General features: G+C 47.3%; 14 protein-coding genes and 2 riboswitches. Of the genes, 1 reads left to right on the forward strand and 13 read right to left on the reverse strand.

The genetic code is table 11. From position 1 onward, the window contains the following. Positions 1-40 precede the first annotated feature (40 nt). From ACKKE8_RS20065 to ACKKE8_RS20075, 3 genes are read right to left on the reverse strand one after another with little or no spacing between them, the layout of a single operon-like run. Positions 41-910: a hypothetical protein gene (locus tag ACKKE8_RS20065; protein ID WP_409174590.1), complete on the reverse strand. Its 870-nt coding sequence runs from the start codon at positions 908-910 to the stop codon at positions 41-43. A 33-nt stretch (positions 911-943) separates the two neighbouring features. After that, the gene (locus ACKKE8_RS20070) at positions 944-1,351 is read right to left on the reverse strand and encodes an NUDIX hydrolase (RefSeq protein ID WP_409174591.1); all 408 of its coding nucleotides are present in this window, start codon (positions 1,349-1,351) and stop codon (positions 944-946) included. Between the two features lie 27 nt (positions 1,352-1,378). After that, positions 1,379-2,194, reverse strand: a complete 816-nt coding sequence (locus tag ACKKE8_RS20075; protein ID WP_409174592.1) for a VOC family protein — start codon at positions 2,192-2,194, stop codon at positions 1,379-1,381. 77 nt (positions 2,195-2,271) lie between these two features. Here ACKKE8_RS20075 and ACKKE8_RS20080 point away from each other — a divergent pair, with 77 nt between their 5' ends. Beyond that, positions 2,272-3,438 carry a CapA family protein gene (locus ACKKE8_RS20080; protein ID WP_409174593.1) on the forward strand — a complete coding sequence of 389 codons (1,167 nt, stop codon included), beginning with the start codon at positions 2,272-2,274 and terminating at the stop codon, positions 3,436-3,438. A 62-nt stretch (positions 3,439-3,500) separates the two neighbouring features. On the opposite strand, the gene ACKKE8_RS20085 is transcribed toward ACKKE8_RS20080, so the two are convergent. The 10 genes from ACKKE8_RS20085 to ACKKE8_RS20130 form a co-directional block, all read right to left on the reverse strand. Beyond that, positions 3,501-4,766: a homoserine dehydrogenase gene (locus ACKKE8_RS20085; RefSeq protein WP_409174594.1), complete on the reverse strand. Its 1,266-nt coding sequence runs from the start codon at positions 4,764-4,766 to the stop codon at positions 3,501-3,503. An 86-nt stretch (positions 4,767-4,852) separates the two neighbouring features. Beyond that, positions 4,853-4,964: riboswitch (SAM riboswitch) on the reverse strand. Positions 4,965-5,029: 65 nt separating this feature from the next. Next, positions 5,030-5,136: riboswitch (SAM riboswitch) on the reverse strand. A 93-nt stretch (positions 5,137-5,229) separates the two neighbouring features. Beyond that, positions 5,230-5,364, reverse strand: a complete 135-nt coding sequence (locus ACKKE8_RS20090) for a hypothetical protein (protein WP_409174595.1) — start codon at positions 5,362-5,364, stop codon at positions 5,230-5,232. A 284-nt stretch (positions 5,365-5,648) separates the two neighbouring features. Then, on the reverse strand, positions 5,649-6,164 hold the full coding sequence (locus ACKKE8_RS20095) for a DinB family protein (protein WP_409174596.1): 516 nt from the start codon (positions 6,162-6,164) through the stop codon (positions 5,649-5,651). 107 nt (positions 6,165-6,271) lie between these two features. Continuing rightward, positions 6,272-6,895: a cyclase family protein gene (locus ACKKE8_RS20100; protein WP_409174597.1), complete on the reverse strand. Its 624-nt coding sequence runs from the start codon at positions 6,893-6,895 to the stop codon at positions 6,272-6,274. A gap of 21 nt (positions 6,896-6,916) precedes the next feature. Further along, a complete protein-coding gene (locus ACKKE8_RS20105; RefSeq protein WP_409174598.1) occupies positions 6,917-7,906 on the reverse strand; it encodes a Gfo/Idh/MocA family protein in 990 nt (329 codons plus the stop codon). A gap of 25 nt (positions 7,907-7,931) precedes the next feature. Next, the gene (zwf, locus tag ACKKE8_RS20110) at positions 7,932-9,431 is read right to left on the reverse strand and encodes a glucose-6-phosphate dehydrogenase (RefSeq protein ID WP_409174599.1); all 1,500 of its coding nucleotides are present in this window, start codon (positions 9,429-9,431) and stop codon (positions 7,932-7,934) included. Between the two features lie 98 nt (positions 9,432-9,529). After that, on the reverse strand, positions 9,530-10,150 hold the full coding sequence (kynB, locus tag ACKKE8_RS20115; RefSeq protein ID WP_409174600.1) for an arylformamidase: 621 nt from the start codon (positions 10,148-10,150) through the stop codon (positions 9,530-9,532). 140 nt (positions 10,151-10,290) lie between these two features. Further along, on the reverse strand, positions 10,291-11,466 hold the full coding sequence (locus ACKKE8_RS20120; protein ID WP_409174601.1) for an AAA family ATPase: 1,176 nt from the start codon (positions 11,464-11,466) through the stop codon (positions 10,291-10,293). Positions 11,467-11,651: 185 nt separating this feature from the next. Further along, positions 11,652-12,176: a phage tail protein gene (locus tag ACKKE8_RS20125; RefSeq protein ID WP_409174602.1), complete on the reverse strand. Its 525-nt coding sequence runs from the start codon at positions 12,174-12,176 to the stop codon at positions 11,652-11,654. A gap of 15 nt (positions 12,177-12,191) precedes the next feature. Next, complete coding sequence (locus ACKKE8_RS20130) at positions 12,192-12,701, reverse strand: phage tail protein (RefSeq protein ID WP_409174603.1); 510 nt, start codon at positions 12,699-12,701, stop codon at positions 12,192-12,194. Positions 12,702-12,705 lie beyond the last annotated feature (4 nt).

The following is a 12,705-nucleotide window of genomic DNA, read 5'->3' on the forward strand; positions in this document are numbered from 1 at the left end:
AAAAAAACCACCTCCATTGCGAGGTGGTTTCTTTCATTATTCAGTCAAAAAAGAAATCTGCATTCGCTTCACATCTGTTTGATACTCCAGAGCCAGTCGGTAATTCGTAAGACTTCCCTTTCCCGCAAAGATTGATGGGATACCCTTCCGCCGGAAGTTGATTTCTGGTAATGGTTTTGATTTCTTTCCCCAGGATCATATATTTTTGCTGATACTCGTCAGCATCCTTTATCCGTTCTCCATCGAATCTGAGGGTATACCCTACAAATGGCTGTTCCAGAGAAAGGTTTCGGACCTGAACCTCATCCAAAACTTCAAAAAATCTCGAAGCCTCTACAAATTCCACATATTCTAACCCTTCAACACCAGTTTTCTCAGCGCGGATTGAATATCGATTTGTGTCAGCAGAAAAATTGATATCATAATAAACAGAGTCCTTTTCTGAAACGCTGACTACATAATAGTACAAGCGATCTATCTGACCATTTTTTTGATAATCCGCCTTAAAATATACCAGCCGTGCTTGCTCGTCGATTTTGAGTTGATCTCGTATCGTCATCCAATCGTTCGTGAAATTGATTTGAAACATATTGTTGCTGGCAGCAACTACATCTCGTGGACGTTCAAACAGATCCCTCTCCACTGCTGGCAAAATCAAATGCAGGATGAGGAAAAATGCTAAACCGAGATAAGCGGAACGCTTTTTTGTTTTAACATTCGTCATTGGACGGAAAATCAAAAGAAATAGCAAAAAGCCTAAAGGTAACGGGATCTCGTTTACCTTAAAAGCAAATGCCCCTAACCAAAAATATCCAACAATTTTCCATCCTAGGTTTGACTCGGTTTCTTCACGTTTTTTGTAAATAAAGACTAACAGAACAATTTGGATTATGGTTAATAAGATACTCATTATGAGCATCCCTCTCACCTTCACTTCCTAGGATCAAAACTCTACATAAATCGGATGCTCTTCTTCTCGCAAACACAATTCAATTCGTTGCCGAAAATTTTTCCAGGTAACCTTCTCCAGCGCTTCTTCTACCGGAAAAAAGCCTGCCTCCAAGCATTCCGGGGTCGTAATCAATTCTCCACCGACTGGCTTCGCTAAAAATAACGCATTGCAGAGGCTTTTCCTAACATTTTGAAAAATACCGCAAAACTTCGTCACTTCAATCTCTAATCCGCACTCTTCCTTCGTCTCTCGAATCGCTGCCTCCATGAGAGACTCGCCCTCTTCTACTTTTCCACCGGGCATTTCCCATCCTCTGCGCGGACCCTTGATCAATAAAATCTCCTGACGCTCATTGATGATAATCGCTGCTGCGGAAATCATATGCCGAGGTGATCCCATCTGTACGCCTCCATCTCTTCTAAACGACTATTCCAGCGCTGCTAGAAAGTAAGATCCTCCACCAATCTTATACTCGCTATTTTTGCTTGCTCCTGCCAACCTCGCAAAAAACGGTCTTTGCCCTCGATTTTCCCATGCAGTCTGCGCCAATCCCTCTTCAGTCGGTTGGCAAAGCACTACATTTCCACCCGGAAGTTCAAATGCTTGGCAGATGGCCCCTCGTTCTTTATCGTGGAATGTTTCGCTCTTCTTCCATCCAAACCAGCTTTGCCAACGTGCGGTTGCTTCATCTAGATCCTTTACTACATAGCCTACTGATTGGAGATTGGCTGCCCCGTTTGGATGTGCGGCAATGATGCCACGATTTGTCAAATCTTCTATTCTCTCTTCATCCGTTTGCGACCATTCAATGAGAAATGGCGGTAGAAGAGCAGTATCTGCATCTTCGAGGAACAACATCCGCCACTGAAGCGTCGTGCCATCATCACGCGTACGACTTCCCGCAACAGGTCCAGTAACCTGCAAACCTTGGCTTCGCAGGCGCTCTGCCCACGCATCCATCTCGTTGGTCCGAAGCGCAATCTGACCAAATCCTTCTCCCTTTGCCTCATCCTCGATGCATTGACGTACGAGCGGATTATCTGATTGTCGAGCAAGCTCCTCGTGTTCAATCGCCAAAAATTCAACATAAGAAAGCCCGAAATAACTAAGGCTATTCCATGTCCCCCAAGACGCATGACGCCCTCCAGCTACCGCATGAAAACCCGCTTGGCAAAATTGTTCCGATACTTCCTGTGGAGTTCGTTGTACAAAATGAACCAAATGATCAAAAGATAATCGCACCTTTTTTCGCCTCTTTTCGTATTACTTATAGGATATCAAAATTCATTTATGTAAGGATAGAAATACAAGGGGGAAAAATGAACGAGACCAGATCAAACCGGGTAAAATCTCGGCGCAAACAATCACGCAGAAAATGGGTACGGGCTGGAAAGAGCACGCTCCTATTTAGCGTATTGGCCATCTTCGTCGTCGGAACCTACTACCTATTCCAAATTGCGATGGATGGAGAACATGCCAACCCGAACGAGCAGCCTGCTCCTGACAACGTGAACCAAAAGACCTCTGTGCAGCTTACCTTTGTCGGTGACATCATGATGTCAGGGAATGTAGAGAAAACCTTACTTGCAAACAGCTATGACTACCCATACAAGCATGTAAGCTCACTCTTTTCGCAAGATGATATTACGATTGCCAATTTGGAAACTCCGATAACCGCCACAGGTGTTGCTGCACAGAACAAGGCGTATGTCTACAAGTCGTCGCCACTTGCTGTTCCTGCCATGAAAAACGCAGGGATTGATGTGGTGAATCTCGCCAATAATCACTCCATGGATCAAGGAGTTCCGGGATTGCTCGATACCTTTGACGCTTTGGACAAGAACCGGATTGAATACGTCGGTGCAGGGAAGGATGCCAACCGTGCCTATTCACCTGTATTCATAGAAAAGAACGGCATCAAGATCGCGATTCTCGGCTTCAGCAGGGTCATTCCCGAAACAAGCTGGTTTGCAGGGGATTCCCAGCCAGGTATGGCCGCTTCCTATGATCCTACGCTAGCAGTGAAAGCGATCCAAGATGCGAACAACCAAGCGGATCTCGTCGTGGTGATTGCACACTGGGGCAAGGAACGCTCCGATTATCCTATCGATCATCAAAAAGAGCTGTCTCGTACCTACATCGATGCTGGTGCAGATTTGATTGTCGGTGGTCATCCCCACGTACTTCAAGGCTTTGAACGATACAACGACAAATGGATTGCGTACAGTCTTGGCAATTTCATTTTCACACGATCAAACGAACCCAAGACTTGGGAAACGATGGTCCTGCAAGCAAACTGTACGAAAAGCGGTGATTGTGAGCTGACGATGCTTCCGTTTCACGCAGAATTGGGACAAGCCGTACCCATGAATGAAAGCAACGGCGCTGCCCTGCTAAAACGCATGGAATCCATTTCTGAGAGTGTCGACATACAAAGTGACGGGCGTGTGCAGCCACGTGCAAAAGCGGTGGAGACTGCCCCCTGATAAAAGAAGCCGTGTTTCCAGATACCTAGAAATACGGCTTTTCATCTTATGATTCCTCTTACTTACGCAGATTCGATAATGGGGAAGCAGCGTACTTCTAAGCCAAAATCATTTTTCAATAAGGACTCATGCTCTTCACTGATTCCTGTCACAATCAACCCTGCGCGCAAGACGCCCCCCAAGTCGAATTGGACTTTTAGTTTATGCACGTCGACTCCTGCCTGCTGAAGAAAATGCAAGACACGATCTGGCGTAGCAGTATGACATGAGCCCTCTAGATAACATAGGACGTGTTCTGCCGAGTCCACCGTGACCCCAGCTTTGTCAGCCGTTTTTTCTTTCCAAGTAGGATGCGGTGTGAATGGCTGTGTCAATAAATAGGCCAAATCCTCCACGACTGCACTTGCTGTAGGGAGCTCTCCTGCCCCTCTTCCTGTAAACAACAAGTCTCCCACGATGTTGCCGGATAGCTGAACAGCATTAAATGCGTCGTGGATTTGCGCCAACGGATGGCTCAGCAGAAGCATCGTTGGTTCAACAGATAGGCGAATTCCTTCTTCAGCTTGATAAGCCTGCGCGATCAGCTTGATCCGGTACCCCAGCTCGCTTGCAATCCGAATGTGACCCGCTGACAAATCTGAAATCCCTTTACGAACAACATCCGCTAGCGGCAGCGATTCTCCGTAAACAAGCTGTGCCAGGATGTACAACTTGTACATAGCGTCGAAGCCTTCTACATCCGAACGAGGGTCTGCTTCCGCATAGCCCAGCTCCTGTGCTTGCTTGAGCACCTCCTGGTAAGAGAGCTGCTCTGCCTCCATTTTCGTCAAAATGAAGTTCGTTGTTCCGTTGAGAATACCGCGAACGCCTTGAATATCGTTCGTACGAAGGAACTGCCGGAGCACGCTCAAGATCGGGATGCCCCCTGCCACACTCGCTTCATAGGCCAGATGCACTTGATGCTGATTTGCCAAATCGACTAGCTCTGTTCCTTTTTTCGCCAGGAGCTCTTTGTTGGCAGTTACTACATGGCAGCCCTTTTCTATCAAAGCACGGACGTAGTCATAGGTAGGTTCTACACCGCCCATGACCTCAACCACGATATCTACATCGCTTCTCAATACATCCTCAAAGTTAGTTGTCAGTAAAGCCGGGTCGACATGAACCGCCCGCTCTTTTTCCGAGTCACGTACCAATGCCTTGACGATTTCAATTCGTTTTCCCAGACGAGAAGCCAGCTTCTCCTGTTGCGAACGGATCGTTTTGATTACGCCTCCACCGACTGTTCCCAACCCCAATAATCCCACACGTACCACTTCTGCACTCATCCTGACCACCCCATACCCCGAATTTTAGATAAAAAGAAAAGCCATCTTCGATAAGAAGAAGGCTTGTTAGTAGCTAATGCTCCCCCTCCTTATCTCCCAGGACGTATATGTCCTGCAGGAATTGGCACCTTGTCACAAAATATGCGTGACGGTTGCCGGGCTTCATCGGGCCAGTCCCTCCACCTCTCTGGATAAAGAAAATATGAAATTGAAAAAACCTTCTTCGCTAAGAAGAAGGTTCATCTACTAATGGAGTAACCCGCTTCTTATCTTTCGAGACGAAACGTCTCGCAGGAATTGGCACCTTGTCGCAATATGCAACGGTTGCCGGGCTTCATCGGGCCAGACCCTCCACCTCTCTGGATAAGAACAATTATGCTGTTGAGCTTTATTCTAAGAAATTCCAAGGCAAGCGTCAACAAAATTCTTTCTTTTCTGATTGCATGCTGATTTGGCAAGGCTTTCAGTTGTGGGTGAACAGGCTTTCTATTTCTTCCATACTACAGCAAGTGCAATGAAACACGCCCTCCTGACCTTCCTCAGGCAGCTCTTTTTCCTCGACATATCCGCACCATTGGCAAATGAAAAGTGGAATCATCGCACGCCCTCCCCTTCTTTTATCGTGCCCAAAATAAAAAGAGCATTTTCCTCTCGACCGTGACGATCGTTAGAAAATGCCAGAAAAAGAGGGACGTACTTGTCCACGCTCTGTTTTTCGCAAGCGGATTTGCACCGAGCTTCCCTATTATCCTTGTGGCGAATTGATTACACCCTAAGGAACCTGTTTCCACCTATGAAATTGTCCGTTCTCACTACCCCCTCAGATTTTACCTTATTTTTCCTTGTTTTGCGAACATTGTCTGTAACCTTTCCATACAAGACCTACCCTAAATACCGATCTTTTAAAATGGTACTGTGGTGAGCTTCATGTCCTGCAATCACATAGGCCAACGTCCTTGCAGATAGCTTGTTTCCGTTGGCAAGTCCTGTACGTAACCACGCTTCTGGAGAAATTCCTCGCACCTGCGCGATGGTGGAAGCACGAACAGCCTTATACTCTTCCAATAAATCTGAGAGGTCTCTTAGCTGAAAACACCCGTGCTCGACAAAAGCATTCTCATCAAAACCGACGAGGGGTGTGTGATCTCCTCTCGCGATTCTCAGCAAACGATAGCTCATGATGCGTTCTGTATCGACGAGATGACCCAAAACCTCTTTTACCGTCCACTTGCCTGGTGCATACCGATAATCAATTTGCTCGGGCGCAAGTGACGAAAATAGCGCGACTTGCCTCTCTCCTTGCTGCGTGAGGATCGTTTGCAGCTCCCCCTCTGGTACAAGTCCAATATAATAGTCGAAATAAGCAGCGTATTCATCGCGCTCTGGTCGTCTGAGCATGTGATTCCCACTCCTCGTCATTTATTTTACCTGCAAAAAAGCCACGCTTACACCAAGCTCACTATGAATGAACCCGCCTGATCTTCACAGGCGGGTGACCGTCACCATTACACGCTATGTAAGCCTTCAAACAATAGGACCCTTGCCGGGGCTGCATCCGTGCCGATCAGCTTGAGTGGTGCAGCTACCAGAAAATACTCGCCTGGCGGGACCTCCGCGAGCCGCAAGCCTTCCACGACAATGACTCCCGCTGAAAACAGCTTTTTATGTGTGGGGTGTCCTTCCTGGCTGCGTTCGATTCCAAGTGCATCGGTACCAATGCCTCGCACACCCAGCTCACTTAAATATTCTGCCCCTTCTTCAGACAGAAAGATGAATTCAAAAGAGAACGCCTCTTCAAAAGAGTTTTTCGTTTTAAACAGGACAAAATCTCCTTGCGCAAGATCGAAGCTCTCCAAGTCGGAGCGAGTGATCCTGTCCTCTACGGCTGTGAGATCAAGAACCTTGCAACTGCCTACCAGACTGTCCAATGAAATACTCTCAAATGTATCCCCAGCATTCACCATATGCAGGGGAGCATCCACATGGGTACCCGTGTGAAGGTCCATGTCGATTCTCGATTCTGTTACATAGCCATTGGTAGCGGTACGTATTTTCGGCTGCTTTTCCGGCTTGTTTTTATACACCGTCATTCCTTCGTACACGGTGGCGGTTACATCATACATTTTCATCCCAAACGCCCTCCCCTTTGCCTACTGTTTTCTTCGATCCGCTGGAAAAACAATCCCCATTTGTCTTCTCGCTTCATCCATGACCTGCATGGCCATTTTGGATACTTCATGCGAATTCGTTGCAGATTGTCTGGCCCCATTCCTCGTCAAGTGCAGGAATTCTCTTATTTCATAATGCATGGTCTTTGGCGTTTGTGGCCTTGTTACTTGTTCGATTCGTCCGTCCCTGTAACGAATGTCCACTTCTTTGAGATGGTTGATTCGATCGATCACCATCGTAGCGTCCTCCCCTTGAATTTCTGCTGGTTGATAGGAGGTCGTAATTTTCGAGAAGCTAATGATTGCATCCATTTCTCGATACTTCAAAAGCATACTCCCTGCCCCGTCCACTCCAGAATCAAGTACAATTCCTTCTGCTTTGATGTCGTCTGGTCTGCCAAAAAGGATGAGTAACGGATAAAGACAATAGATTCCGATGTCCATCAAGGCTCCGTTTGAAAAAGCAGGATCAAAAGCACGTAAAACCTTCCCTTCGCGATAGGCGTCATAGCGCGAAGAATATTGGCAATTGCTAGCAATGAAACGCCGTACTTTTCCCAGCTTGTGCAGGTTGTCTTGTATCGCAAAAAAATTGGGCAGTAGCGTAGATTTGACAGCCTCCATAAGCAGCACGTCATTTCTTTTCGCTGCTTCGATCATTTCTTCTACCTCAATCGCATTGGAAGCCAGTGGCTTTTCACACAATACGTGTAGCCCCGCGTCCATACACTGGATGGCTTGTTCCGCGTGGCAGGAGTTAGGGCTCGCAATATAGACTGCATCAATATTTTTGCTTGCAGCCATTTCTTCTAGGCTGTTATAGGCGAATGGAGCATGGTACTTGTCAGCGAATTCCTTGGCGCGTTCGATGGTACGTGAATAAACAGCCTGAAGAGAAAAGCCTTCTACTTCTTGACCAGCCTGGATAAATTCCTCGGTGATCCAGTTCGTTCCGATTACGCCAAATCGCATCTCATCCGCTCCCTTTTCTTTTGGTCTATCTTGTTGCAGTGACCGGCACTTGTTCTTCGACCTTATCCATCCACCACACGAATCCGTCCGCAGCAAGCAATTGCTCTGCGGCCTTCGGTCCGAATGAGCCAGCTTCGTACGTAAAGAGCGGCACCAAATTTTCAGCAAAGGCTTCCAAAATCGGTGTCACCCACTCCCACGACAGCCGGACCTCATCCCAATGCGCAAAGTAGGTAGAATCCCCTCGGAGTGCATCGAACAAGAGCAGCTCGTACGCTTCTGGCACGTCTTTTGTCCCTGCACTGAAATCTACCGTCACCGGCTCAATCTTACCGCTATTTGTCGGATTCTTACTATTTACCTGCAAGGCAATACCTTCGTTCGGATTCACACTGATGATCAACAAATTAGGTGATGTCGTTTCATTTTGCTCCTGATATAGCTTTTCGTGCGGATTTTTGAACTCAATGACGATCCTGGTTGATTTCTCTTGCAGTCTTTTTCCCGTGCGAATATAAAAAGGTACCCCTTGCCAAAACGGGTCATCAATCCAGACACGCGTGGCAATATACGTTTCTGTCATCGAAACTGGATCGACACCAGGCTCGTCCCTATAGCCAGCCACAGGCGTTCCTTGAATATGTCCTGCGCTATACTGACCGCGAATGACGTGGGTACGGACTTCTTCTTTCATCATCGGACGCACCGCGGCCATTACCTTGCGCTTTTCTTCTCGGATATGGGCGGACGTGATTCGCTTCGGAAGCTGCATGGCGATCATCATGAGCATTTGTAGCATATGATTTTGGAGCATGTCACGCAGTGCTCCGGCTGGCTCGTAATATCCAGCCCGGTCCTCGACGCCGACCGTTTCATTCGCCGTAATTTGCACGTTGGCGATGTACTGATTGTTCCAGAGAGCCTGGAAAACCGGATTCGCAAATTCGAGAGCCTCGAGGTTTTGAACCATCGGTTTTCCCAAGTAATGGTCAATGCGATAAATTTCTTCTTCCAAAAAAGCTTTCCCCAGCTTTTCATTCAATTCTTTCGCTGATTGCAAATCATGTCCAAATGGCTTTTCAATGATTAGACGCTTCCAGCCTGTCGTTGAACCCAGTCCGCTGGCTTTGACATTGGTTGCAATTCCCTCGAAAAATTGCGGGGCTACTGACAAGTAAAACATCCGGTTTTGCGGGATCTGCAGCTCTTGCTCTCTTTGCAGGACCAGATCATGTAACGTTACATAAGCATGTGGTTCCATGACATCTACTTCCGCATAGCGACAAGCAGACAAGAAAGCGTCTAGCTCGTGGGAATCAATTTGGGCACGACGGGAAAACTCATGGACAGACTGGCGAACAGATTCCTGAAATTCGTCATCAGACCAGGCCCTTCTCCCTACACCGATAATCGAAAAGGCAGCAGGCAGCTTTTGATCTACATATAAGTTAAAGAGCGCAGGGAAAATTTTGCGTTTTGCTAAATCTCCTGTTGCGCCAAAAAGGACAAAGGTCATCGCTTCCATCTACTTTTTTCATTCCCTTCATACGTACGCCGTGATGATGGTTTTTGTAGTTACACTGTTATTATTCGAGAAAATCACTGCTTTATCAATATGCAGCCTCACGAACGACGCAAGATTGCACGTACCGGACTTCCATCTGCTTCCATCAAAAGCAGCGGCAGTGCGATCAGTTCGTAATCACCCGGTTCCACATGATCGAGCAGAAGCCCCTCCAAAATATGAATGTCATGCTGGTGAAGCCCATGATGAGCAGCTAGTTCCTTACTGTCCAACGGATCGACAGATGGGACATCCACTCCAATTAGCCGAATGCCTTTTTGGGCGAGAAACACTGGCAAGTCCGCTCGCAGGTGACAGATGGTTGACGGAAACTGATTGGGGTCGCTCCATGATAATGTTTTGAGTAGCAAGCGTTCTACCCCCTCCAGATCTACCTGGGCAAAATCTTCTGGGCCAATGCTGGAACGTCCCGTAAGCTCTACCACTCTTGCCTCTCCGATATACAAGTCCAAAGGCAATTCTGCTATTTTTCGGCCATCGTCATCGAAATGAAACGGAGCATCCACATGGGTACCTGTGTGAATACTCATTGTTACTTTACCGACATTGACTGAGCCACTCTCCGATTTAGGCCAGTTTACGAAATAGTGAAAGGGAGTGTCTCCTGGCCAAGTCGGTATACCTGCCATGAGCGGACGGGATATATCTATTATTTTCATCGCGTATCCTCCACCTTCCAGCAACTGTTCGTACCTATACTCAGCGTACAGAAAAGACTATATTGAGTCAATATTCCAACATTTTCGTCAAGAAAAAAAGACCGCAGCTTGATAGCGAGCCGACAATCTTTTCGTTGATTTCAGATTCTACTGTGAAGAGACAGGTAGTCCCACACTTCATCATAGATTCCGTTGTAGTCTACTTGTTTCAAATGTTCTTTCAAAGTCCTCAACCACTCAATCGTTGTTGGATAGGTAGCTGCAATGGCCTCCCGTAGATCGCTCATTTGAATCGGGCGCTCGACCCCTTTTGTTACGATATCATGCCATACCTGCTCCGTCGCGAGCTCCACTACATACTCGATGTCTGCCCCCGAATAAAACTCTGTCCATCCTGCTAATTGCTCATAATCGAGCAGCTCAGAAGGACGGCCCTCCAGTTTTAAGCGAAAAATATCCTCCCGTGCTTTCCGATCTGGCGGCCCGACAAAAATCCAGTGATCAAAACCAGCCGCTCGGAGCATGGAAGGCTCCAGTTCCCATGGAACGTTGGTTGCGCCCATCAGGACGAATCGTTCGTCGTACTCGCCTGCCTCCGTTATCTGCTGAAACCATTTAGAATCGATCCCCTGTCTATGATAGGAGTTCGGATGCTCTTCGTAATGGCTGGAAGCATCTAGTTCATCCAAAAAGAACAGGAACGGTTTATTGGCAGGGATTGTTGCCAGTAAGTCATGGATGTTGAACTGCCTGTTAGACGGCGTATACATACTTCGACCGCCTGTGATTGCCATGGAGAAAAAATGAGCCTGGCATTCTTCTGCCGTTGCTTTTGCTAGCAAAGATTTTCCGCACCCCGATGGTCCGTAAAGTAAAATGGTACTTTTCTTTTGAGGCAACCGTTGCGAAATAGGATGTAGGAGTCTTTGAAAAATTGCCTCTTTTACTCGTCCAAGCCCGCCGACCATTCCAAAACCCGCCGTTTTCTCAACGAGTTGAACCGATTTCGCGGTGGTCTTCCCTTTGCCCCCTTCAATGACGCGTATCTTAGGTGTAAACATCGTATATGTAGAGGAATCCTTCTGATTGATCCCTTTTAACGTCCGCGAATATGGGGATTCCTTTTGTAGCTTGTTGAGTTCGATCACAATTTTTTCCTTCATCGCTTCATTTCCATAGGCAAGGGCCTGCGTAAACGCCTGTAAAGCCTCCGTACGATCCCCCTGCTCAGCATGCTCTAACCCTAATAACAGCCATACTGGCGCGTTGCGTTGATCGCTCGTCAACATGCTTTTCAGTATTTCTATCTTCGTCATCTGCTTCATCCTCTGCGATCGTTTAAGCTTCAAGCGATCGTTTAGTATCACGGACATATCCATTATAATGCATACGTCTCGCAAGAAGAATACGAAAAGTAGAAAAAGATGGAAGAAAGGGCTGTGACTGTCATTCGAAAAAGACGCCTCCTGCTACACAGCATCGGGCGTCCAAGCTACGGTTCCTATCCTCTCGACGGAAAATTCCCGCCTCTCACACAAATGATAAACGAGAGTCCGAGATAGGGTTGCATATTATTATGTGGTTGAGTCCCGCCAGTCATACCGATTGCCTGGGGGCTAAGCTGTGTTCCATCACTCGTGTTGGAGTAAGGAATGACAGCTCCCCGGCCAAAAGTAGATGACCATTTCGCACCTGTTGGTGTAGCGACTGTAGGCGTTGAGCACACATTCGGAATATGAGTATGCGCCGGAATATCGTTTTGCAGAAGAGTGATGTTTTCATCGCCACCTGTCTCTCCTGCCGAACGCGGTGTCAAGCCAGGTCCTGCCCCCTGGTTCATCGGGGCTGTACCTCTTAAATTAGGAAGCGCAAATGTGTTCTTGCCATCTCCCCCATACTTCGTGCCCAATATCGAATACAATACAGGATTGGAAGAGATCGGGATCAATTGTCCATCACAAAAAGCCCAGTCCCTCGGTGCGAAATTGCCACCGAAGATACGAATTTCTCCAATATACGGATCCATATGATAGTACCTCCTCTAGTCTCTTGACGGGTAAACCCCTTGAATCGCGATACAAAAATTCCCGACCAAATACGGCTGCATATTCATATGAGGTGCACTATTCCCTACCATTTGCAACGCACTCTCGCTCATCGTCGTATCCGGGGTTGTCCCATAGGTTGTAGCGGAAGCTTGTGCCCAGTAGTTCCCCGCGCATACTTTTTCATTGGCAGCTGCATTTGAGCCGGTTGCCGTATGGGTATGGGCGGGTATCTCGTTTGTCGTTAATACATGCGTTTCTTCGCCAGCTGACATACCAAGCGGTACGATTGGACGATCCTGTTGATTGTTTTTATGAACGGGGACACGCCCTCTTAAATCGGGTAAAGCAAACGTGGTTTTCCCGTTCCCCCCATAAGTAGTTCCTAACAAGGAATACAGTGCCTGGTTTACGTTGATAGGCAGCACGGCACCATTACACAAAGCCCAACCCTTTGGTGCAAATGAAAATGGAAAAAATCGAATTTCTCCAAGAAATGGTTCCATGTAA

This window comes from Brevibacillus fortis, assembly GCF_046196545.1.
Classification (GTDB): domain Bacteria; phylum Bacillota; class Bacilli; order Brevibacillales; family Brevibacillaceae; genus Brevibacillus; species Brevibacillus fortis_A.

What these genes read in the sequence shown, in the direction of transcription:
- ACKKE8_RS20125 (WP_409174602.1), bottom strand. Translation starts at nt 12,176, where the DNA reads ATGGATCCGTATATTGGAGAAATTCGTATCTTCGGTGGCAATTTCGCA.
- ACKKE8_RS20080 (WP_409174593.1), top strand. Translation starts at nt 2,272, where the DNA reads ATGAACGAGACCAGATCAAACCGGGTAAAATCTCGGCGCAAACAATCA.
- ACKKE8_RS20120 (WP_409174601.1), bottom strand. Translation starts at nt 11,466, where the DNA reads ATGACGAAGATAGAAATACTGAAAAGCATGTTGACGAGCGATCAACGC.
- ACKKE8_RS20085 (WP_409174594.1), bottom strand. Translation starts at nt 4,766, where the DNA reads ATGAGTGCAGAAGTGGTACGTGTGGGATTATTGGGGTTGGGAACAGTC.
- ACKKE8_RS20090 (WP_409174595.1), bottom strand. Translation starts at nt 5,364, where the DNA reads ATGATTCCACTTTTCATTTGCCAATGGTGCGGATATGTCGAGGAAAAA.
- zwf (WP_409174599.1), bottom strand. Translation starts at nt 9,431, where the DNA reads ATGGAAGCGATGACCTTTGTCCTTTTTGGCGCAACAGGAGATTTAGCA.
- ACKKE8_RS20095 (WP_409174596.1), bottom strand. Translation starts at nt 6,164, where the DNA reads ATGCTCAGACGACCAGAGCGCGATGAATACGCTGCTTATTTCGACTAT.
- ACKKE8_RS20100 (WP_409174597.1), bottom strand. Translation starts at nt 6,895, where the DNA reads ATGAAAATGTATGATGTAACCGCCACCGTGTACGAAGGAATGACGGTG.
- ACKKE8_RS20130 (WP_409174603.1), bottom strand. Translation starts at nt 12,701, where the DNA reads ATGGAACCATTTCTTGGAGAAATTCGATTTTTTCCATTTTCATTTGCA.
- kynB (WP_409174600.1), bottom strand. Translation starts at nt 10,150, where the DNA reads ATGAAAATAATAGATATATCCCGTCCGCTCATGGCAGGTATACCGACT.
- ACKKE8_RS20070 (WP_409174591.1), bottom strand. Translation starts at nt 1,351, where the DNA reads ATGGGATCACCTCGGCATATGATTTCCGCAGCAGCGATTATCATCAAT.
- ACKKE8_RS20065 (WP_409174590.1), bottom strand. Translation starts at nt 910, where the DNA reads ATGAGTATCTTATTAACCATAATCCAAATTGTTCTGTTAGTCTTTATT.
- ACKKE8_RS20105 (WP_409174598.1), bottom strand. Translation starts at nt 7,906, where the DNA reads ATGCGATTTGGCGTAATCGGAACGAACTGGATCACCGAGGAATTTATC.